Genomic DNA, 21,381 nt, shown 5'->3' on the forward strand with positions numbered 1-21,381 from the left:
CCCATGACCCACAAGGGCACCCACCAGTGGCGCGGCATCATCGAGGAGTACCGGGACCGCCTCCCGGTCACGGACACGACGCCGGTCGTCACGCTCCGCGAGGGCGGTACGCCGCTCGTTCCCGCACAGGTCCTCTCCGAGCGCACGGGCTGCGAGGTGCACCTCAAGGTCGAGGGCGCCAACCCCACCGGCTCCTTCAAGGACCGGGGCATGACCATGGCCATCACCAGGGCGAAGGAGGAGGGTGCGCAGGCCGTCATCTGCGCGTCCACCGGCAACACCTCCGCCTCGGCCGCGGCCTATGCGGTCCGCGCCGGCATGGTCTCCGCCGTCCTCGTGCCGCAGGGCAAGATCGCGCTCGGCAAGATGGGGCAGGCCCTCGTGCACGGCGCGAAGATCCTCCAGGTCGACGGCAACTTCGACGACTGTCTGACCCTGGCCCGCAGCCTCTCCGAGAACTACCCGGTGGCGCTGGTCAATTCGGTCAACCCGGTGCGCATCGAGGGCCAGAAGACCGCCGCGTTCGAGATCGTGGACATGCTGGGCGACGCCCCCGACGTCCACGTGCTGCCCGTGGGCAACGCCGGCAACATCACGGCGTACTGGAAGGGGTACCGCGAGTACGCCGCCGACGGCCTCGCCGCCCGCCGCCCGCGCATGTGGGGCTTCCAGGCCTCCGGTTCCGCCCCGCTGGTGCGCGGCGAGGTGGTCAAGGACCCGTCGACGATCGCCACCGCGATCCGCATCGGCAACCCGGCCTCGTGGGACTACGCGATCGCCGCGCGCGACGAGTCCGGCGGCTTCATCGACGAGGTGACGGACCGTGAGATTCTGCAGGCGTACCGCCTGTTGGCCTCCCAGGAGGGCGTCTTCGTGGAGCCCGCCTCGGCCGCCTCGGTCGCCGGCCTGCTGAAGGCCGCCGCGCAGGGCAAGGTCGACCCCGGCCAGACCATCGTCTGCACGGTCACCGGCAACGGCCTCAAGGACCCCGACTGGGCCGTCGCCGGCGCGCCGCAGCCGGTCACCGTCCCGGTCGACGCCGCGGCTGCGGCCGAACGCCTCGGCCTGGCCTGATCCCACCCCCCGGAGAGGGCGGCTGTCCTGATCGAAACCCGATCAGGAACGTACATAGGCGCACAGGTTGGCGCGCGACACGCATCGTGCGCCTCCTGTGCGCCCTATGTCGCCACAGAACCTTCCTTCGATAGGCTGTACCGGGCCCGTCCCGACGCATATGCGTGGTGTTGTTGCCGTTGTCGCCCTCCGTGGCCGAAACGGCCCCAGGGCCCCCGTGTACTTCTCTTGAAAAACCCGTTGTCGCAATCAAGGAGAGTCATCGAGCGATGGCCGGTCCAGCGTTCCGCGCCGCCGCCGTACGGGTGCGCGTCCCCGCCACCAGCGCCAACCTCGGCCCGGGCTTCGACGCCTTCGGCCTGTCGCTGGGACTCTATGACGACGTCGTCGTCCGGGTCGCCGACTCCGGGCTGCACGTCGACATCGCCGGCGAGGGCGCCGAGACGCTCCCGCGCGACGAGAGTCACCTGCTCGTACGCTCCCTGCGCACGGCCTTCGACCTGCTCGGCGGGCAGCCGCGTGGTCTTGAGGTCGTCTGCGCCAACCGCATCCCGCACGGCCGCGGTCTCGGTTCTTCCTCCGCCGCCATCTGCGCCGGCATCGTCGCCGCCCGCGCCGTGACCATAGGCGGCGACGCCCGGCTCGACGAGGCGGCCCTCCTGGAACTCGCCACCGAGATCGAGGGTCACCCCGACAACGTCGCCGCCTGTCTCCTCGGCGGCTTCACGCTCGCCTGGACCGAATCCGGCACCGCGCGGGCCATCAGGATGGATCCCTCGGATTCCATCGTTCCGGTGGTTTTCGTCCCCGGGAAGCCCGTGCTGACCGAGACCGCCCGCGGGCTCCTGCCGCGCACCGTCCCGCACGTCGACGCCGCCGCGAACGCCGGGCGCGCCGCCCTCCTCGTCGAGGCGCTGACCCGCCGCCCCGAGCTCCTGCTCGCCGCCACCGAGGACCGGCTGCACCAGGAGTACCGGGCTCCAGCGATGCCGGAGAGCATCGCCCTGGTCAACCGGCTGCGGGCGGACGGCATCCCCGCGGTCATCTCCGGCGCGGGCCCCACGGTCCTCGCGCTGGCCGAACACGGGACGGCCGACAAGGTCGCCCGCCTCGCGGGCGAGGGCTGGGCCGCGAACCGGCTCGACCTCGACGCGTCCGGAGCGAGCGTCCTGCCGCTCACGCCCTAGGCGTGGCGGCCGGGGCGCCGGGCAGCGCCTCGGACAGGAGATTGCCGGTGAGGGAGAGGGGGAATGTTTGTTGGAGCCGGTAGTGTTAACCTCAAGTCTGCACCCGACCTTTTTGTGGAGCGGTGCGGAGTGTCCCCTCAGGGACCACCCATTCTTCCGAGAGCCTCCCCAACTGCCTGAGCAGCCTGCCTGAGCAGTTTCGAGCACGCTCCGGAACCGGCACGACACCCCTCGCTCTTCAGCAGTGAGGGCCGAGCAGGGGGCGCTCGGGCCGGACCCACAGCACGTTTCCTCATCTTCCGCCGTACCCGGCGGGACCACCGCCCCGGACACGGTCCACGAACCAGGACCCTGCCGGACAGCACAACCGGTCGCCGAGCCAGATGGCCGACGTCCGCTCCAGGGAAGGACCCTTCGTGAGCGACACCACCGATCTGATGGGCGTGACTGCCGACAAGTCTGTCGACACCGCCGCGCCCGCCGCAGGTGCCACCGGCACCGCACGGCGCCGCCGCTCCGGCACCGGCCTCGACGGCATGGTCCTGGCCGAGCTGCAGCAGGTCGCGTCCGGCCTCGGCATCAGGGGCACCGCGCGGATGCGCAAGAGCCAGCTGATCGAGGTCATCAAGGAGGCGCAGGCCGGAGGGGGCTCCGCCGCCCCCGCCAAGACGGCCGAGGCCGCCGAGGCCAAGCCGAAGCGCCGCGCCACCTCCAAGGCCCGTACGGGCGAGGCCGCCGAAGCCGCCGCGCCCAAGACGGAGAAGGCCGAGAAGGCCGAGAAGCCCGCCGCCCAGCAGCAAATCGACATTCCGGGCCAGCCGGCCGCCGATGACGCCCCGGCCGGTGAGCGCCGCCGTCGCCGCGCCACGGCCCCCGCCGGCTCCCCCGAGGGCGAGGCCAAGGCCGAGACGGCCCAGGCGGTCAAGACCGAGGCCCGTACGGAGACCCGCGAGGTCAAGGCGGAGCCGCAGGGCGAGGCCAAGGCCGAGACCGCCGCTGACGGCGCCGAGGGCCGGGGTCGTCGTGACCGTCGTGACCGTCGTGACCGCCAGCGCGACCGCAAGGGCGACGAGCAGCAGGGCGGTGGCCAGGGCGGTCAGGGCGGCCAGCGCCAGCGTGGTCAGGGCCAGCAGGGTCAGCAGGGCGGCCAGCAGGCCGGTCCGCAGGACGACTACGACGACGAGGCCGGCGGCCGGCGCGGACGCCGCGGCCGTTACCGCGACCGTCGTGGACGTCGCGGCCGTGACGACTTCCAGGCCGGCGAGCCGCAGGTCGCCGACGACGACGTCCTGATCCCCGTCGCGGGCATCCTGGACATCCTCGACAACTACGCGTTCATCCGGACCTCCGGCTACCTGCCCGGCCCGAACGACGTGTACGTCTCCCTCGCCCAGGTGCGCAAGAACGGCCTGCGCAAGGGCGACCACGTCACCGGTGCCGTGCGCCAGCCGAAGGAGGGCGAGCGCCGCGAGAAGTTCAACGCCCTGGTCCGTCTGGACTCCGCGAACGGCATGGCGGCCGACTCCGGCCGCGGTCGCCCCGAGTTCAACAAGCTGACCCCGCTCTACCCGCAGGACCGGCTCCGCCTGGAGACCGACCCGGGCGTGCTGACCACGCGGATCATCGACCTCGTGTCGCCGATCGGCAAGGGCCAGCGCGGTCTGATCGTGGCCCCGCCGAAGACCGGCAAGACCATGATCATGCAGGCGATCGCCAACGCGATCACCCACAACAACCCCGAGTGCCACCTGATGGTCGTCCTCGTCGACGAGCGTCCGGAAGAGGTCACCGACATGCAGAGGTCGGTCAAGGGCGAGGTCATCTCCTCGACCTTCGACCGCCCGGCCGAGGACCACACCACCGTCGCCGAGCTCGCCATCGAGCGCGCCAAGCGCCTCGTGGAGCTGGGCCACGACGTGGTCGTCCTGCTCGACTCGATCACCCGCCTGGGTCGCGCGTACAACCTCGCGGCGCCGGCCTCCGGCCGCATCCTGTCCGGTGGTGTCGACTCGACGGCGCTCTACCCGCCGAAGCGCTTCTTCGGTGCCGCGCGCAACATCGAGGACGGCGGCTCGCTGACCATCCTGGCGACCGCGCTCGTGGACACCGGCTCCCGCATGGACGAGGTGATCTTCGAGGAGTTCAAGGGCACCGGCAACATGGAGCTCAAGCTCGACCGGAAGCTCGCCGACAAGCGCATCTTCCCGGCCGTCGATGTCGACGCCTCGGGCACGCGCAAGGAAGAGATCCTGCTCGGCAGCGACGAGCTCGCCATCACCTGGAAGCTGCGTCGCGTGCTGCACGCGCTCGACCAGCAGCAGGCGATCGAGCTGCTGCTCGACAAGCTCAAGCAGACGAAGTCGAACGGCGAGTTCCTGCTCCAGATCCAGAAGACCACGCCGGGAGCCAGCAACAACGACTGACGCGAGAGCTGCGTCACACGACGCCTGCGGGCACCTGGTCCGTAACCCCGTCGTGACCTGCGTGAACCACTGCGCCCACCGTGCCGAGCACGGTGGGCGCAGTGCTGTGCCCGTCCAAACCCCATCGGCCCCTACGCAACCCTTTCGGGTGCTCCGCCGTCACAGAAGGTGAATCCTGGGGGTGAGGAAAGCCGATGACGGAACAGAGCGAGAGCAGCCGCGGGAGCGGTGCGGGCCACGGCCGGCGCCGCAAGAGGCCCGTCCGACGGCGCAAGGGGCCGGTCCTGCTGGCGGGCGCCGCCGCGGTGCTCGTCCTCGGTGGTGCCGGGCTCGGCTACGCGTACCTCAAGCTCGATGCCAATCTGCAGACCGTCGACATCAACGCCCGGCTCGGCACCGAGCGCCCCGACGAGGTCGACGACGGCTCCCTGGACGTCCTGGTCCTCGGCTCCGACTCCCGCTCGGGCGACAACGGCGCCTACGGCAGGGACGAGGGCGGTGCCCGCTCCGACACCGCGATGGTCGTGCACGTCCACGAGGGCCACAAGGCGGCCGACGTGGTCTCCATACCCCGTGACACCCTCGTCGACCGGCCCTCCTGCACCGATGAGGAGGGAAATCCCGTCCCCGGCGAGCAGCGGGCCATGTTCAACACCGCGTACGAGGTCGGCGGTCCCGCCTGCGCCGTCAAGACGGTCGAATCGATGTCCGGGATCCGCATGGACCACTACGTCGAGGTCGACTTCACCGGCTTCAAGAAGCTCGTCGACGAGCTCGGCGGCGTCGAGATCACCACCACGCGGGCCATCAAGGACGACAAGAGCCACCTCGACCTGGCGCCGGGCACGCACGCCCTCGACGGCGAGCAGTCCCTCGGCCTGGTCCGCACCCGCAAGAGCGTCGGCGACGGCAGCGACCTGGGCCGCATACAGCTCCAGCAGGCCTTCATGAAGGCCTTCATGAAGCAGGTCAAGGGCATCGGCGTCCTCACCAACCCGACCAAGCTGTACGGGCTCGCCGACGCCGCCACCAAGGCCATCACCCCGGACTCCGAGCTCGACTCGATCCAGGAGCTGATGGGCTTCGCCAAGGGCCTCTCCGGCATCGACGCCGCGGACGTCCACATGGTCACCCTGCCCGTCGAGTACGACCCCCGGGACCCGAACCGGGTGGTCCCTCTGGAAGCGCAGGCGCAGCAGGTCTGGGAGGCCCTCAAGGACGACCGCCCGATCCCGGCGGCGGCGACCGAGGGGAGTGCCACCGGCCAGGCCGAGGGCGTCGTGCAGTAGCCCGGAGCGAGGGTCCGGGGAGGAGGGGCGCCCGGGCGCGGACCGGTGGCGCGGCCCGGAGGGGGCGTCCGGGAATACCTCCGGCTCGACCCCGGTTTGGGGAGATGCGGCCAGTCCTGGCAGACTGGTACGTCGGTCCCGGTTCACGTCGTCCGCAACCCGCGGCGGCGACCCGGCACCCTCCCGGAACTAGGAGACACCCTTGAAGCGCGAGATTCACCCCGAGTACGTCGAGACCCAGGTCAGCTGCACCTGTGGCGCGTCGTTCACCACCCGTAGCACCCTCACCGAGGGCACCATCCGTGCCGAGGTCTGCTCCGAGTGCCACCCGTTCTACACGGGCAAGCAGAAGATCCTCGACACCGGCGGCCGCGTGGCCCGCTTCGAGGCCCGCTTCGGCAAGGCCGGCTCCGCCAAGTAGCGAGCCCCTGCGCCGGTCCTCGGCCGCCCCGCTCGGGTGGCCGGGACCGGCGCTTTGCCGTCCCGTAGCAATTGACGAAAACCCAGGAGCCCCCGATGTTCGAGGCGGTCGAGGAACTGGTCGGCGAGCACGCCGACCTCGAGACGAAGCTCGCGGACCCGTCGGTCCACGCCGACCAGGCGAACGCGCGCAAGCTGAACAAGCGCTACGCCGAGCTGACCCCGATCGTCGCCACCTACCGGGCCTGGAAGCAGACCGGCGACGACATCGAGACCGCCCGCGAGCTGGCACAGGACGACCCCGACTTCGCCGCCGAGGTCAAGCAGCTGGAGAAGGACCGGGAGGAGCTCACCGACAAGCTCCGCCTGCTCCTCGTCCCGCGCGACCCGAGCGACGACAAGGACGTCATCCTGGAGATCAAGGCGGGCGCGGGCGGCGACGAGTCCGCCCTCTTCGCCGGCGACCTCCTCCGGATGTACCTGCGGTACGCCGAGCGCGTCGGCTGGAAGACGGAGATCATCGACGCCACCGAGTCCGAGCTCGGCGGCTACAAGGACGTCCAGGTCGCCGTGAAGACCAAGGGCGGCAACGGCGCCACCGAGCCCGGCCAGGGCGTCTGGGCGCGGCTCAAGTACGAGGGCGGGGTGCACCGCGTCCAGCGGGTGCCCGCCACCGAGTCCGCCGGCCGCATCCACACCTCCGCCGCCGGCGTCCTGGTCACGCCCGAGGCGGAGGAGGTCGACGTCGAGATCCACGCCAACGACCTGCGCATCGACGTCTACCGCTCCTCCGGCCCCGGCGGCCAGTCGGTCAACACCACCGACTCCGCCGTCCGCATCACCCACCTGCCGACCGGCATCGTCGCCTCCTGCCAGAACGAGAAGAGCCAGCTCCAGAACAAGGAGCAGGCCATGCGCATCCTGCGTTCCCGGCTCCTCGCAGCGGCGCAGGAGAAGGCCGAGGCCGAGGCCGCGGACGCCCGCCGCAGCCAGGTCCGCACCGTCGACCGGTCCGAGAAGATCCGCACGTACAACTTCCCGGAGAACCGCATCTCGGACCACCGCGTCGGCTTCAAGGCCTACAACCTGGACCAGGTGCTCGACGGCGATCTGGACACCATGATCCAGGCGTGCGTCGACGCCGACTCGGCGGCCAAGCTCGCCGCGGCGTAAGTTCCGTAAGCCCCACCCCGCACCACGGAGGACCAGCGTGAACCTGCTGCTTGCCGAGGTGGCCCAGGCCACCCAGCGGCTGGCCGACGCCGGCGTTCCCTCGCCGCGTTTCGACGCGGAAGAGCTCGCCGCGTTCGTGCACGGCGTCAAGCGGGGGGAGCTGCACAACGTCAAGGACGCGGACTTCGACGCCCGCTACTGGGAGGCCGTCGCCCGCCGCGAGGCCCGTGAACCGCTCCAGCACATCACCGGCCGGGCGTTCTTCCGCTACCTGGAGCTCCAGGTGGGGCCCGGAGTCTTCGTGCCCCGCCCGGAGACCGAGTCGGTCGTCGGCTGGGCCATAGACGCCGTGCGCGCCATGGACGTCGTGGAACCGCTCATCGTCGACCTGTGCACCGGCTCCGGGGCCATCGCCCTCGCCATGGCCCAGGAGGTTCCGCGCTCGCGCGTACACGCCGTCGAGCTCTCCGAGGACGCGCTCGTGTGGACCCGCAAGAACGCCGAGGGCTCCCGCGTCACCGTCCACCAGGGCGATGCGCTCACCGCGCTCCCCGAGCTGGACGGCCAGGTCGACCTGGTCATCTCCAACCCGCCGTACATTCCGCTCACCGAGTGGGAGTACGTGGCCCCCGAGGCCCGCGACCACGACCCGGAGATGGCCCTCTTCTCCGGTGAGGACGGCCTCGACACCATCCGCGGCATCGAGCGCACCGCCCACCGGCTGCTGCGCCCCGGAGGCCTCGTCGTCATCGAGCACGCCGACACCCAGGGCGGCCAGGTGCCGTGGATCTTCAACGAAGAGGCCGGCTGGGCCGATGCCGCCGACCACCCCGACCTGAACAACCGGCCGCGCTTCGCGACCGCCCGCAAGGCAATGCCATGACCGTCATGACGAACCACGCGTACGAGGAGGCCGGGAACTGATGGCACGGCGATACGACTGCAACGAGGCGACCGACCGCGCGACCGGCCTGCGCGAGGCCGCGTCCGCCGTACGCCGGGGCGAGCTGGTCGTGCTGCCCACCGACACGGTGTACGGGATCGGGGCGGACGCCTTCAGCAGCGAGGCCGTCGCGGAGCTGCTCACCGCCAAGGGCCGCGGTCGCAACATGCCCACCCCCGTGCTCATCGGTTCCCCGAACACCCTCCACGGCCTGGTCACCGACTTCTCCGAGCACGCCTGGGAGCTCGTCGACGCCTTCTGGCCCGGCGCGCTCACCCTCGTCGCCAAGCACCAGCCGTCCCTCCAGTGGGACCTCGGCGACACCCGGGGGACGGTCGCCATCCGGATGCCCCTGCACCCGGTCGCGATCGAGCTGCTCACCGAGGTCGGCCCGATGGCCGTCTCCTCCGCCAACCTCACCGGCCACCCGGCGCCGGAGGACTGCGACGCGGCACAGGGGATGCTCGGCGACTCCGTCTCCGTCTATCTCGACGGCGGTCCGACGCCCGGCATCGTCCCCTCGTCCATCGTGGACGTCACGGGCAAGGTGCCGGTGCTGCTGCGCGAGGGCGCGCTCTCCCCGGAGGAGCTCCGGAAGGTCGTACCCGACCTCGAGGTGGCCAGTTGACCGCCCCTGAGGGGCGTGGCATAGCGGGGCACGAAGGAAGCAACACCTTCCGCATCCTCCACGTCAGCACCGGCAACGTCTGCCGCTCGCCGATCACCGAGCGGCTGACCCGCCATGCCCTGAGCGACCGCCTCGGCGACCCCTTCAGCGGCGGCCTGATCGTGGAGAGCGCGGGCACCTGGGGCCACGAGGGCGCCCCGATGGAGGCCAACGCGGAGCTGGTCCTCGCCGATTTCGGCGCGGACCACACCGGCTTCGTGGGGCGCGAACTCCTCGACGAGCACGTCATCCGCGCCGACCTGGTCCTCACCGCGACCCGTGACCACCGGGCGCAGGTCATCTCGATGGGCCATTCGGCGGGCCTGCGCACCTTCACCCTCAAGGAGTTCACCCGACTGGTCCGCGCGATCGATCCGGCCACCCTGCCCGATCCGCGTTCCGAGGGAACGGTGGAGCGCGCCCGGGCCCTGGTCCGCGCGGCTGCGGCTCTACGCGGGTGGCTGCTGGCCCCTTCGGTGGACGCGGACGAGGTCAACGACCCGTACGGCGCCCCGATCACCTTCTTCCGCTCCATCGGCGACGAGATCAACCAGGCCCTCGACCCGGTGGTCACGGCGCTGACGGGCGTTTCGTCCCGGCGCTGATCCCGGGCGCCCCGGCAAGCGGGCGTCGGCTGGGGGGCGGGTGCGCAGGAGCGCGCCTACATTGGTGACATGTCGGTCACCGCACCCCCCGATGAGGAACTCGACGCCCTGCGCCGGCAGGACCCCGAGGTCGCCGACGTGCTGCTGGGAGAGGCCCGGCGGCAGGCCGACAGCCTGCAGCTGATCGCGGCCGAGAACTTCACCTCGCCCGCCGTCCTCGCGGCCCTGGGCTCCGCGCTCGCCAACAAGTACGCCGAGGGGTACCCGGGTGCCCGGCACCACGGCGGCTGCGAGTACGCCGACGCGATCGAGCGGATCGCCGCTGAGCGGGCCACCGCGCTCTTCGGAGCCGACCACGCGAACGTCCAGGCGCACTCCGGCTCCTCGGCCGTCCTGGCGGCGTACGCGGCCCTTCTCAGGCCCGGTGACACGGTCCTGGCCATGGGCCTGAACCACGGCGGGCACCTCACGCACGGCTCGCCCGCCAACTTCTCCGGCCGCTGGTTCGACTTCGTGCCCTACGGGGTCGACGCCGAGACCGGACTCGTCGACTACGAACAGCTCGCCGCGCTCGCCCGCCACCACCGTCCCAAGGCGATCGTCTGCGGCTCGATCTCCTACCCCCGTCACCTCGACCACGCGGTCTTCCGCGAGGTCGCCGACGAGGTCGGGGCCTATCTCATCGCGGACGCGGCCCATCCGATCGGCCTGGTCGCCGGAGGAGCGGCGCCCAGCCCCGTCCCGTACGCCGACGTGGTCTGCGCGACGACCCACAAGGTGCTGCGCGGTCCGCGCGGCGGGATGATCCTGTGCGGCGAGGAGCTGGCCGACCGGATCGACCGGGCGGTGTTCCCGTTCACCCAGGGCGGCGCCCAGATGCACACGATCGCGGCGAAGGCGGTGGCCTTCGGAGAAGCGTCCACCCCGGCGTTCACCGCGTACGCCCACCGGGTGGTCGAGCACGCCAAGGTCCTCGCGGCGGCGCTCGCCGCCGAAGGGTTCGCGCTGACCACGGGCGGTACCGACACCCATCTGATCACCGCCGACCCCGCTCCGCTCGGAGTCGACGGCCGCACCGCCCGTGCCCGGCTCGCCGCCGCCGGCATGGTCCTCGACACCTGTGCGCTGCCGCACGGGGAGGGCCGGGGCATCCGGCTCGGCACGGCCGCCGTGACCACCCAGGGGATGGGCTCCCCGGAAATGGCCCGGATCGCCGCGCTGTTCACCGTCGCACTGCGGGACGACCCCGGGGAGACGGCTCGGGTGCGCGCGGAAGTCCGCGAGCTGACTTCCCGATTTCCCCCGTATGGACGCTGAGCGAAGACCGCCTGCAACCGTTCGGACGACCCCGGTGTCTCAGAGCATGTGGACGGCACGGCTAGGGTGTGGGGCTGAGATGGCCAGCGATTCCTGTGGGGCAGCCCGTGCGTGATTACCTGCTGACACTCTGTGTCACGGCTGCGGTGACCTATCTGCTCACCGGGCCGGTGCGGAAGTTCGCCATCGCGACCGGGGCGATGCCGGAGATCCGCGCCCGCGACGTACACCGAGAACCGACTCCGCGGCTCGGTGGCATCGCCATGTTCTTCGGGCTGTGCGCGGGCCTCCTCGTCGCCGACCACCTGCAGAACCTGAGCAGCGTCTTCGAGCAGTCGAACGAGCCGCGCGCGCTGCTCTCCGGCGCCGCCCTGATCTGGCTCATCGGCGTCCTCGACGACAAGTTCGAGCTGGACGCGCTCATCAAGCTGGGCGCCCAGATGATTTCCGCGGGCGTGATGGTGGCGCAGGGCCTGACGATCCTGTGGCTGCCCATCCCCGGCGTCGGCACGGTCGCCCTCACCCCCGGACAGGGCACGCTCCTGACGGTGGCCCTGGTGGTCCTCACCATCAACGCCGTGAACTTCGTCGACGGCCTCGACGGCCTCGCCGCCGGCATGGTCTGCCTCGCCGCCGCGGCCTTCTTCCTGTACGCCTACCGCCTCTGGTACGGCTACACGATCGAAGCCGCCGCCCCCGCAACCCTGTTCGCCGCCATCCTCATGGGCATGTGCCTGGGCTTCCTCCCGCACAACATGCACCCGGCGCGGATCTTCATGGGCGACTCGGGCTCGATGCTGATCGGTCTGATCCTGGCCGCCTCCGCCATCTCCATCACCGGCCAGGTCGACCCGGACGCGCTGAAGATCTTCGAGGGTTCGACCCGCGAGGCCACGCACGCCGCCCTGCCCGTCTTCATCCCGCTCGTGCTGCCGTTGACCATCATCGCGATCCCGATGGCGGACCTGGTCCTGGCGATCGTGCGTCGCACCTGGAAGGGGCAGTCGCCGTTCGCCGCCGACCGCGGGCACCTGCACCACCGGCTCCTGGAGATCGGCCACTCGCACAGCCGCGCGGTGCTGATCATGTACTTCTGGTCGGCGCTGATCGCCTTCGGCACGCTGGCGTACTCGGTCCACTCGACCTCGATGTGGATCGTCCTGGGGGTCGTGGCACTGAGTGCGATCGGTCTGGTCCTGCTGTTGCTGCCGCGCTTCACGCCGCGTGCGCCCCGCTGGGCCGAGTCCGTGGTGCCGCCCCGCTACCGCCGCCGCAAGAGGGCTTCCGTCGAGCCGGCCGCGCCCTCCGGGGAGGCGGAGGAGGAGCAGGAGCCGGTGCCCGCCGGGGTCAACGGGGCGACCGCCCTCGGTCACCGTTCGCGCTTCCCCGACCGGAGTAAGGCCGGGGCGCGTGGTTGACGAAAACCCCATCGCGGTCCATTAGCAGACAAGGCACCCCGCTGTCGTGCACACACGCGCGGGGTAACCCTCATGTGTGACGGTTGGCACACCGTATGGGTAAAGACCTATTCAAATAGTTTGTGATACGGTTCACGAGACCCGGCGACAGTGCCGAAAGACCGTAGTGCGACGGTCCGTTGGCCCCGAGACCCACCTCGGACCGGGCTTACGCTCGTCCATGACGACACCATCGCCCCCTCCAGTAGCAAGCGGAGACACCGCCATGCCGTCGAACGACGCACGCATCCTCCTGCACACCGTTGTACCCACCGCAGCCGTCGGCGCAGTCGCCACGGTCATCAGCGGGGTGGTCGCCGGTGGCAAGGGTGCGATCGGTGCCGTCGTCGGCACCCTGGTGGTGATCCTCTTCATGGGGATCGGGCAGTTGGTTCTCCAGCGGACGGCGAAGTCGCTTCCGCACCTCTTCCAGGCCATGGGGCTGATGCTCTACACGGCCCAGTTGCTGGTGCTCTTCATCTTCCTGGCCCTGTTGAAGAACACCACGCTGTTCGACTTCAAGGCCTTCGCCTTCACGCTGCTCGCGACGACCGTGGTGTGGGTCGCCGCACAGGCCCGGGCCTACATGAAGGCCAAGATCACGTACATCGACCCCGGAAACACGGGGTCCAAGTCGTGAAGGGTAGGGCCGGGATAAAGCCGCGTTCGGCTTCCTGCTATCGTCCGGTGCCAACTGCGGCACTGCGGACGCGGGCATCCGAAACGGCGCCTGTCCCAGCGAGAGGCTCGATGCCGAACCGCCGCCCCCTTATCCGTAAGACCAGTCCAGTGCCGACCCGCGGCTGTGCGCCGCGCCGACACAACGAGGTTGCCGTACCTATGCGCCACGCTGAAGGAGCCCGCGGTGAGTGCTGACCAGACGCTTGCCTTCGACCCGGATTGCCACATCTTCAGTGGATGTGGCTTCCCGGCGCCGGGCCTGCACACGTTCATGTACGAGCCCATCGCCACGGTGGCCGGCATCGAGTTCACCAAGCCGATGCTGCTCGCCATCCTGGGCTCCATCGTGGTCGTCGGGTTCTTCTGGGCCGCTTTCAACAAGCCCAAGCTGATCCCCGGCAAGATGCAGATGGTCGGCGAGGCCGGTTACGACTTCGTGCGCCGCGGCATCGTCTACGAGATCATCGGCAAGAAGGACGGCGAGAAGTACGTCCCCTTCATGGTGTCGTTGTTCTTCTTCGTCTGGATCATGAACCTCTGGTCGATCATTCCGCTCGCCCAGTTCCCGGTCACGTCGCTGATCGCCTTCCCGGCGGCCCTCGCGCTGATCGTCTATGTCATGTGGGTGGCGCTGACCTTCAAGAAGCACGGCTTCGCCGGCGGCTGGAAGAACATCCTCGGGTACGACAAGTCCCTGGGCGCGATCCTCCCGCTCATCATGCTTCTCGAGTTCTTCTCGAACCTGATCATCCGGCCCTTCACGCACGCGGTGCGACTGTTCGCGAACATGTTCGCCGGTCACCTGCTGATCGTGATGTTCTCGCTGGCCACCTGGTACCTCATGAACGGCCTGGGCTTCGTCTACGCCGGCGCCTCGTTCGTGATGGTCCTCACCATGACTGCCTTCGAGCTCTTCATCCAGGCCGTCCAGGCGTACGTCTTCGTCCTCCTGGCCTGCAGCTACGTCCAGGGCGCGCTCTCCGAGCACCACTGAGCCGCACCAACCCCGTAGCTCCACCCCGCACCCATCAGTCGTCCGGTGGCCAACCCCCATCGGGTCATTGAACAGAGAAGGAAGTAACGGCATGTCCGCTGCTCTCGACATGATCAACCTCGCCGCCGAAGGTGGCAGCGCCAAGACCAACGTCGTTGGCAACGTCGCCTCGATCGGTTACGGCCTCGCCGCGATCGGCCCCGGCGTCGGCGTCGGCATCATCTTCGGTAACGGTACGCAGGCGCTCGCCCGCCAGCCCGAGGCCGCCGGTCTCATCCGTACGAACCAGATCATGGGCTTCGCCTTCTGTGAGGCGCTCGCCCTCATCGGCATCGTCATGGGCTTCGTCTACCAGTAAGCCGGACCGACTGCCCGATTCTTTTTACGGAAGGCACTGATGTGAACGCTCTGCTTCTTGCGGCGGCGGAGGAGCCTCAGCCTCCTCTGATCCCGCATCTCGACGAGCTCGTCATCGGCCTGATCGCCTTCGTCATCGTCTTCGGCTTCCTCGCCAAGAAGCTCCTCCCGAACATCAACAAGGTTCTGGACGAGCGTCGCGAGGCCATCGAGGGTGGCATCGAGAAGGCCGAGTCGGCCCAGATCGAGGCTCAGAGTGTGCTGGAGCAGTACAAGGCCCAGCTCGCCGAGGCCCGCCACGAGGCCGCGCGTCTTCGCCAGGAGGCGACGGAGCAGGGCACCGCGATCATCCAGGAGATGAAGGCGGAAGGCCAGCGCCAGCGCGAAGAGATCATCGCTGCCGGTCACGCGCAGATCGAGGCCGACCGCAAGGCCGCATCCGCCTCGCTGCGTCAGGACGTGGGCAAGCTCGCCACCGACCTGGCCGGCAAGCTGGTCGGCGAGTCCCTTGAGGACGCCGCCCGCCAGAGCCGCACGATCGACCGCTTCCTCGACGAGCTCGAGGAGAAGGCCGAGGCTGTCCGATGAACGGAGCGAGCCGCGAGGCACTGTCCGCCGCACGCGAATCCCTCGACGCGCTGACCGACAACACCCCGGTCGACGCGACGAAGCTCGCGGACGAGCTGGCCGCCGTCACCACGCTGCTCGACCGCGAGGTGTCGCTGCGCCGGGTCCTGACCGACCCCGCCCAGTCGGGTGAGGCCAAGGCCGAACTCGCGCAGCGACTCCTCCGTGGGCAGGTGGGCGGCGAGACCGTCGACCTGGTCTCCGGCATGGTCCGCTCCCGCTGGTCGCGCTCGCGCGACCTGGTCGACGCGAGCGAGGAGATGGCGAACACCGCCGACCTCACCGCGGCGCAGAAGGCGGGCGCGCTCGACGACGTCGAAGACGAGCTGTTCCGGTTCGGCCGGATCGTGTCCTCCAGCAACGAGCTCCGCTCCGCGCTGACGGACAAGGGCGCCACGGCCACGGCCAAGGGCACGCTGCTCCGCAGCCTGCTCGGCGGCAAGGCCCACGCGACCACCGAGCGCCTGGTCGTCCGTCTGGTGACCCAGCCCCGGGGACGTAGCCTGGAAGCGGGACTCGAGTCCCTGTCCAAGCTCGCCGCGGCGCGTCGGAACCGGATGGTCGCCGTCGTCACCTCGGCGGTGCCGCTGTCGGACCAGCAGAAGCAGCGCCTCGGCGCCGTGCTGGCCAAGCTGTACGGCCGCGAGATGCACCTGAACCTGGACGTGGACCCCGCGGTCCTCGGCGGGATCACCGTGCGGGTCGGCGACGAGGTCATCGACGGTTCCATCGCGGAGCGCCTCGGCGAGGCGACCCGTCGACTGGCCGGCTGACGGCAGCCAACAGAACAAGGCATCACCGCAACACCGCAACACCAGCGGCCCGGTTGGGCCGTGCAGAGATTGCAGAAGATTCCTGGGGGTCGGCCCCCAGACCCCTTAAGAAACTTCGGGCCCAACAAGGAGAGCAGGGAACCCAGATGGCGGAGCTCACGATCCGGCCGGAGGAGATCCGGGACGCACTGGAGACTTTCGTCCAGTCGTACCAGCCGGACGCGGCCTCGCGCGAGGAGGTCGGCACGGTCAGCCTGGCCGGCGACGGCATCGCGAAGGTCGAGGGTCTTCCCTCGGCCATGGCGAACGAGCTGCTGAAGTTCGAGGACGGCACCCTCGGTCTCGCGCTGAACCTCGAAGAGCGCGAGATCGGTGCGATCGTCCTCGGCGAGTTCAGCGGCATCGAGGAGGGACAGTCGGTGCAGCGCACCGGCGAGGTCCTCTCCGTCGGTGTCGGCGAGGGATACCTGGGTCGCGTCGTCGACCCGCTCGGTAACCCGATCGACGGTCTCGGCGAGATCGCGACCGAGGGCCGCCGCGCCCTCGAACTGCAGGCGCCGGGCGTCATGCAGCGCAAGTCGGTCCACGAGCCGATGGAGACCGGCTACAAGGCCGTCGACGCCATGACCCCGGTCGGCCGTGGTCAGCGTCAGCTGATCATTGGTGACCGCCAGACCGGCAAGACCGCCCTGGCCGTCGACACGATCATCAACCAGCGCGACAACTGGCGCTCGGGCGACGTGAACAAGCAGGTCCGCTGCATCTACGTCGCCGTCGGCCAGAAGGGCTCCACCATCGCGTCCGTGCGCGGCGCGCTGGAGGAGGCCGGTGCGCTCGAGTACACGACGATCGTCGCCGCCCCGGCGTCCGACCCGGCCGGCTTCAAGTACCTGGCGCCGTACACCGGCTCGGCCATCGGCCAGCACTGGATGTACGAGGGCAAGCACGTCCTGATCGTCTTCGACGACCTGTCGAAGCAGGCCGACGCCTACCGCGCCGTGTCGCTGCTGCTGCGCCGCCCGCCGGGCCGTGAGGCCTACCCGGGTGACGTCTTCTACCTGCACTCCCGCCTCCTCGAGCGCTGCGCCAAGCTCTCGGACGAGATGGGTGCCGGTTCGATGACCGGTCTGCCGATCGTCGAGACGAAGGCCAACGACGTCTCGGCCTTCATCCCGACCAACGTCATCTCCATCACCGACGGCCAGTGCTTCCTGGAGTCCGACCTGTTCAACGCCGGCCAGCGCCCGGCTCTGAACGTCGGCATCTCGGTCTCCCGAGTCGGTGGCTCCGCCCAGCACCCGGCCATGAAGCAGATCGCCGGCCGCCTCCGCGTGGACCTGGCCCAGTTCCGTGAGCTGGAGGCCTTCGCGGCCTTCGGTTCGGACCTGGACTCGGCCTCCAAGGCGCAGCTGGAGCGTGGTCAGCGCATGGTCGAGCTGCTCAAGCAGGCTCAGTACCAGCCGATGCCCACGGAGAACCAGGTCGTCTCGGTCTGGGCCGGCACCACCGGCAAGATGGACGACGTCCCGGTCGCCGACATCCGTCGCTTCGAGGCCGAGCTCCTGGCGTACCTGCGCCAGAGCCACTCCGGTCTCATGACCTCCATCCGTGAGGGCAAGAAGATGTCGGACGACACCCTGACGGCCGTCGCCGACGCCATCGCGGAGTTCAAGAAGCAGTTCGAGACCTCTGACGGCAAGCTGCTCGGCGAGGACGCTGCCGCCGTCAACGTCTCGAAGTGACGACGGAAGGGACCTGACTCATGGGAGCGCAGCTCCGGGTCTACAAGCGTCGCATCAAATCCGTCACCGCGACGAAGAAGATCACCAAGGCGATGGAGATGATCGCCGCCTCGCGCGTCGTCAAGGCACAGCGCAAGGTGCAGGCGTCGACTCCGTACGCGACCGAGCTCACGCGGGCGGTCACGGCGGTGGCCACGGGTGCGAACGACAAGCACCCGCTGACCACCGAGGTGGAGAACCCGAGCCGTGCCGCGGTCCTGCTCCTCTCGAGCGACCGCGGTCTGGCCGGCGCCTTCAACTCCAACGCCATCAAGGCGGCGGAACAGCTGATCAAGAAGCTGGAGGGCGAGGGCCGCACGGTCGACATCTACGTCGTCGGCCGCCGTGGCGTCGCGCACTTCAACTTCCGTGAGCGCGCGCTGGCCGACACATGGGCGGGCTTCACGGACGAGCCGACCTACGCGGACGCCAAGAAGATCGCCGCACCGCTGATCGAGGCGATCGAGAAGGACACGGCGGAGGGTGGTGTGGACGAGCTCCACATCGTCTACACCGAGTTCGTCTCGATGATGACCCAGACGGCGGTCGAGGCCCGGCTGCTGCCCCTGAGCCTCGACGAGGTGGCGAAGGAGGCCGGCGAGCCGGAGACCCTCCGCCCGCTGTACGACTTCGAGCCGTCGGCGGAGGACGTCCTCGACGCCCTGCTGCCGCGCTACGTCGAGAGCCGGATCTACAACGCGCTGCTCCAGTCGGCTGCTTCCAAGCACGCCGCCACGCGCCGCGCGATGAAGTCGGCCACCGACAACGCGGGAGACTTGATCAACAACCTCTCCCGACTTGCCAACGCGGCCCGCCAGGCCGAAATCACCCAGGAAATCAGCGAGATCGTCGGTGGCACCGCAGCCCTGGCCGACGCGACCGCGGGGAGTGACAAGTAATGACGACCACTGTTGAGACGGCCGCCGCCACGGGCCGCGTCGCCCGGGTCATCGGCCCGGTCGTCGACGTGGAGTTCCCCGTCGACGCGATGCCGGAGATCTACAACGCCCTGCACGTCGAGGTCGCCGACCCGGCCGAGGAGGGCGCGAAGAAGACGCTGACCCTCGAGGTCGCGCAGCACCTCGGTGACGGCATCGTCCGTACCATCTCGATGCAGCCCACCGACGGTCTGGTCCGCCAGGCCCCGGTGACCGACACCGGCGACGGCATCACCGTGCCGGTCGGTGACGTCACCAAGGGTCGCGTGTTCAACACGCTGGGCCAGATCCTGAACGAGCCCGAGGCCGAGTCCGAGGTCGGCGAGCGCTGGTCCATCCACCGCAAGGCCCCGGCGTTCGACCAGCTCGAGTCGAAGACCGAGATGTTCGAGACCGGCCTGAAGGTCGTCGACCTCCTCACCCCGTACGTCAAGGGTGGAAAGATCGGTCTGTTCGGTGGTGCCGGTGTCGGCAAGACCGTTCTGATCCAGGAAATGATCATGCGTGTGGCGAAGCTGCACGAGGGCGTTTCCGTCTTCGCCGGCGTCGGCGAGCGCACCCGTGAGGGCAACGACCTCATCGCGGAGATGGAGGACTCGGGCGTCCTCGACAAGACCGCCCTGGTCTTCGGCCAGATGGACGAGCCCCCGGGCACCCGTCTCCGTGTGGCCCTCGCCGGTCTGACCATGGCGGAGTACTTCCGCGATGTGCAGAAGCAGGACGTGCTGTTCTTCATCGACAACATCTTCCGCTTCACGCAGGCCGGTTCCGAGGTGTCGACCCTGCTCGGCCGCATGCCCTCCGCGGTGGGTTACCAGCCGAACCTGGCCGACGAGATGGGTCTCCTCCAGGAGCGCATCACCTCGACCCGTGGTCACTCGATCACCTCGATGCAGGCGATCTACGTCCCCGCCGACGACCTCACCGACCCGGCGCCGGCGACCACCTTCGCCCACCTCGACGCGACGACGGTTCTCTCCCGTCCGATCTCCGAGAAGGGCATCTACCCGGCCGTGGACCCGCTGGACTCCACGTCCCGGATCCTGGACCCGCGTTACATCGCGCAGGACCACTACGACGCCGCCACGCGCGTCAAGGGGATCCTGCAGAAGTACAAGGACCTCCAGGACATCATCGCGATCCTCGGTATCGACGAGCTGAGCGAGGAGGACAAGCTCGTTGTCCACCGCGCCCGCCGTGTCGAGCGCTTCCTGTCCCAGAACACCCACGCGGCGAAGCAGTTCACCGGTGTGGACGGTTCGGACGTTCCGCTCGACGAGTCGATCGCCGCGTTCAACGCGATCTGCGACGGTGAGTTCGACCACTTCCCGGAGCAGGCCTTCTTCATGTGTGGTGGTCTCGAGGACCTCAAGAAGAACGCCAAGGAGCTCGGCGTCTCCTGAGCCCCGTGCTCGCCCGAGAGGGGGCGGGATCCGTCCCGCCCCCTCTCCACGCCCCCTAGAATTGACCCCAACACCCGGCACGACCGCCGGGTGGTGACCCGAGGAGCCACCCTTGGCTGCTGAGCTGCACGTCGAGCTGGTCGCCGCGGACCGGAGTGTCTGGTCTGGCGAGGCCACCCTGGTCATCGCGCGTACCACCTCCGGCGACATCGGCGTCATGCCCGGCCACCAGCCGCTGCTCGGTGTGCTGGAGTCGGGCCCGGTGACCATCCGTACGAGTGAGGGCGCGACCGTCGTCGCCGCCGTCCACGGTGGATTCATCTCGTTCGCCGACGACAAGCTGTCTCTGCTCGCGGAGATCTGCGAGCTGGCGGACGAGATCGACGCCCAGCGTGCCGAGCGCGCGCTGGAGCGTGCGAAGACGGAGTCGGACGCCGCCGCCGAGCGGCGCGCCGAGGTCCGGCTGCGCGCGGTAGCGGTCCACTGACGGTCCGCACCGAGTAGGAGTGCCCTCAGCCGCGGCACGATCCGGAATTTTCCGGACCGTGTCGCGGCTGAGGCGATGCAGATGCAGGTTGTATTCGGTTCTGCCGGACGTGCCGGCTACGGGACGCAGCGAGGAGGTCGGTGAAGATGTTCCTCGCTCTGCTCGTGTGCGGCCTGGTCGTCGCACTGGTGGTGATCGGGCTCTTCGTCTTCGGATTGCGCCGGAGACTGATCCAGCGTGCCGGCGGCACCTTCGACTGTTCGCTCCGCTGGAACGTCCCCGACGAGCCGGATTCGACCGGCAAGGGTTGGGTGTACGGGGTCGCCCGCTACAGCGGTGACGAGATCGCCTGGTTCCGGGTCTTCTCGTACGCACCGCGCCCGCGCCGGGTGCTGGAGCGTTCCTCCATCGTGGCCCTGGAGCGGCGGATGCCGGAGGGCGAGGAGGAGCTCGCGCTGCTCTCCGACTCCGTGATCCAGCCCTGCATGTACGAGGGCGTCCGACTGGAGCTCGCGATGAGCGAGGACGCCCGGACGGGGTTCATGGCCTGGCTGGAGGCGGCGCCCCCCGGCCAGCGGGTGAACGTCGCCTGAGCCCTCTGGTCTGCTGGGGCCCGTGCGGTCGGGACTCGCGCGGGGTGCCCCCGCTGCGGGTCGTGCCACCGGGGCGATCCCGTGTCCGCGGTGCCGTCCGTGCACGGGCCGAGCGGCCGGCACGCTGCCCGGTGCGTCGCGGTTGCGTCGTGGAGCGGTGGGGACGAGGAGGAGCGGGGGACGGCGTGCCGC

Annotated in this window: 21 protein-coding genes; all 21 read left to right on the top strand. The window is 69.6% G+C overall.

Annotated features, from left to right (window positions below; genetic code table 11):
• The first annotated feature begins 3 nt into the window (after positions 1–3).
• The 21 genes from thrC (at position 4) to ACFW2Y_RS08080 (ending at position 21,189) form a co-directional block, all read left to right on the top strand.
• Complete coding sequence (thrC, locus tag ACFW2Y_RS07980) at positions 4–1,074, top strand: threonine synthase (protein ID WP_384875136.1); 1,071 nt, start codon at positions 4–6, stop codon at positions 1,072–1,074.
• A 269-nt stretch (positions 1,075–1,343) separates the two neighbouring features.
• Positions 1,344–2,261: a homoserine kinase gene (thrB, locus tag ACFW2Y_RS07985; RefSeq protein ID WP_384875139.1), complete on the top strand. Its 918-nt coding sequence runs from the start codon at positions 1,344–1,346 to the stop codon at positions 2,259–2,261.
• Between the two features lie 416 nt (positions 2,262–2,677).
• Positions 2,678–4,684 (top strand): transcription termination factor Rho, encoded by a 2,007-nt coding sequence (gene rho / locus ACFW2Y_RS07990; RefSeq protein WP_384875142.1) that lies wholly within the window; start codon positions 2,678–2,680, stop codon positions 4,682–4,684.
• A 194-nt stretch (positions 4,685–4,878) separates the two neighbouring features.
• The gene (locus ACFW2Y_RS07995) at positions 4,879–5,973 is read left to right on the top strand and encodes an LCP family protein (RefSeq protein ID WP_384875145.1); all 1,095 of its coding nucleotides are present in this window, start codon (positions 4,879–4,881) and stop codon (positions 5,971–5,973) included.
• Positions 5,974–6,175: 202 nt separating this feature from the next.
• Positions 6,176–6,394, top strand: coding sequence for a 50S ribosomal protein L31 (rpmE, locus tag ACFW2Y_RS08000; protein ID WP_030321069.1), 219 nt, complete (start codon positions 6,176–6,178; stop codon positions 6,392–6,394).
• Between the two features lie 95 nt (positions 6,395–6,489).
• Complete coding sequence (prfA, locus tag ACFW2Y_RS08005) at positions 6,490–7,566, top strand: peptide chain release factor 1 (RefSeq protein ID WP_384875147.1); 1,077 nt, start codon at positions 6,490–6,492, stop codon at positions 7,564–7,566.
• 37 nt (positions 7,567–7,603) lie between these two features.
• Positions 7,604–8,449 carry a peptide chain release factor N(5)-glutamine methyltransferase gene (gene prmC, locus ACFW2Y_RS08010; RefSeq protein ID WP_384875150.1) on the top strand — a complete coding sequence of 282 codons (846 nt, stop codon included), beginning with the start codon at positions 7,604–7,606 and terminating at the stop codon, positions 8,447–8,449.
• Between the two features lie 40 nt (positions 8,450–8,489).
• The gene (locus tag ACFW2Y_RS08015; protein WP_384875153.1) at positions 8,490–9,137 is read left to right on the top strand and encodes an L-threonylcarbamoyladenylate synthase; all 648 of its coding nucleotides are present in this window, start codon (positions 8,490–8,492) and stop codon (positions 9,135–9,137) included.
• Positions 9,134–9,781 carry a protein-tyrosine-phosphatase gene (locus ACFW2Y_RS08020; protein WP_384875155.1) on the top strand — a complete coding sequence of 216 codons (648 nt, stop codon included), beginning with the start codon at positions 9,134–9,136 and terminating at the stop codon, positions 9,779–9,781. Before ACFW2Y_RS08015 ends, ACFW2Y_RS08020 begins: the two co-directional genes overlap by 4 nt.
• A 69-nt stretch (positions 9,782–9,850) precedes the next feature.
• Positions 9,851–11,098 carry a serine hydroxymethyltransferase gene (glyA, locus tag ACFW2Y_RS08025; RefSeq protein WP_384875158.1) on the top strand — a complete coding sequence of 416 codons (1,248 nt, stop codon included), beginning with the start codon at positions 9,851–9,853 and terminating at the stop codon, positions 11,096–11,098.
• A 107-nt stretch (positions 11,099–11,205) separates the two neighbouring features.
• A complete protein-coding gene (locus ACFW2Y_RS08030) occupies positions 11,206–12,516 on the top strand; it encodes an MraY family glycosyltransferase (protein WP_384875160.1) in 1,311 nt (436 codons plus the stop codon).
• A 265-nt stretch (positions 12,517–12,781) separates the two neighbouring features.
• The gene (locus ACFW2Y_RS08035) at positions 12,782–13,195 is read left to right on the top strand and encodes a hypothetical protein (protein WP_384875163.1); all 414 of its coding nucleotides are present in this window, start codon (positions 12,782–12,784) and stop codon (positions 13,193–13,195) included.
• Positions 13,196–13,420: 225 nt separating this feature from the next.
• Complete coding sequence (atpB, locus tag ACFW2Y_RS08040; protein ID WP_384875165.1) at positions 13,421–14,230, top strand: F0F1 ATP synthase subunit A; 810 nt, start codon at positions 13,421–13,423, stop codon at positions 14,228–14,230.
• 91 nt (positions 14,231–14,321) lie between these two features.
• Positions 14,322–14,588 (top strand): ATP synthase F0 subunit C, encoded by a 267-nt coding sequence (gene atpE, locus ACFW2Y_RS08045; RefSeq protein WP_024761915.1) that lies wholly within the window; start codon positions 14,322–14,324, stop codon positions 14,586–14,588.
• Positions 14,589–14,629: 41 nt separating this feature from the next.
• Positions 14,630–15,175, top strand: coding sequence for a F0F1 ATP synthase subunit B (locus ACFW2Y_RS08050; protein ID WP_123455414.1), 546 nt, complete (start codon positions 14,630–14,632; stop codon positions 15,173–15,175).
• Positions 15,172–15,987, top strand: coding sequence for a F0F1 ATP synthase subunit delta (locus tag ACFW2Y_RS08055; protein ID WP_384875168.1), 816 nt, complete (start codon positions 15,172–15,174; stop codon positions 15,985–15,987). The genes ACFW2Y_RS08050 and ACFW2Y_RS08055 overlap by 4 nt, the downstream gene beginning before the upstream one ends.
• 146 nt (positions 15,988–16,133) lie before the next feature.
• Positions 16,134–17,729 carry a F0F1 ATP synthase subunit alpha gene (gene atpA / locus ACFW2Y_RS08060; RefSeq protein WP_384875171.1) on the top strand — a complete coding sequence of 532 codons (1,596 nt, stop codon included), beginning with the start codon at positions 16,134–16,136 and terminating at the stop codon, positions 17,727–17,729.
• Positions 17,730–17,749: 20 nt separating this feature from the next.
• Positions 17,750–18,667: a F0F1 ATP synthase subunit gamma gene (locus ACFW2Y_RS08065; protein ID WP_384875174.1), complete on the top strand. Its 918-nt coding sequence runs from the start codon at positions 17,750–17,752 to the stop codon at positions 18,665–18,667.
• Complete coding sequence (gene atpD / locus ACFW2Y_RS08070; RefSeq protein ID WP_384875176.1) at positions 18,667–20,109, top strand: F0F1 ATP synthase subunit beta; 1,443 nt, start codon at positions 18,667–18,669, stop codon at positions 20,107–20,109. Before ACFW2Y_RS08065 ends, atpD begins: the two co-directional genes overlap by 1 nt.
• A gap of 112 nt (positions 20,110–20,221) precedes the next feature.
• Positions 20,222–20,596, top strand: a complete 375-nt coding sequence (locus ACFW2Y_RS08075; protein WP_384875179.1) for a F0F1 ATP synthase subunit epsilon — start codon at positions 20,222–20,224, stop codon at positions 20,594–20,596.
• A 146-nt stretch (positions 20,597–20,742) separates the two neighbouring features.
• The gene (locus ACFW2Y_RS08080; protein ID WP_384875182.1) at positions 20,743–21,189 is read left to right on the top strand and encodes a DUF2550 domain-containing protein; all 447 of its coding nucleotides are present in this window, start codon (positions 20,743–20,745) and stop codon (positions 21,187–21,189) included.
• The last annotated feature ends 192 nt before the right edge of the window (positions 21,190–21,381 follow it).

Source organism: Streptomyces sp. NPDC058877 (assembly GCF_042742855.1).
GTDB lineage: Bacteria > Actinomycetota > Actinomycetes > Streptomycetales > Streptomycetaceae > Streptomyces.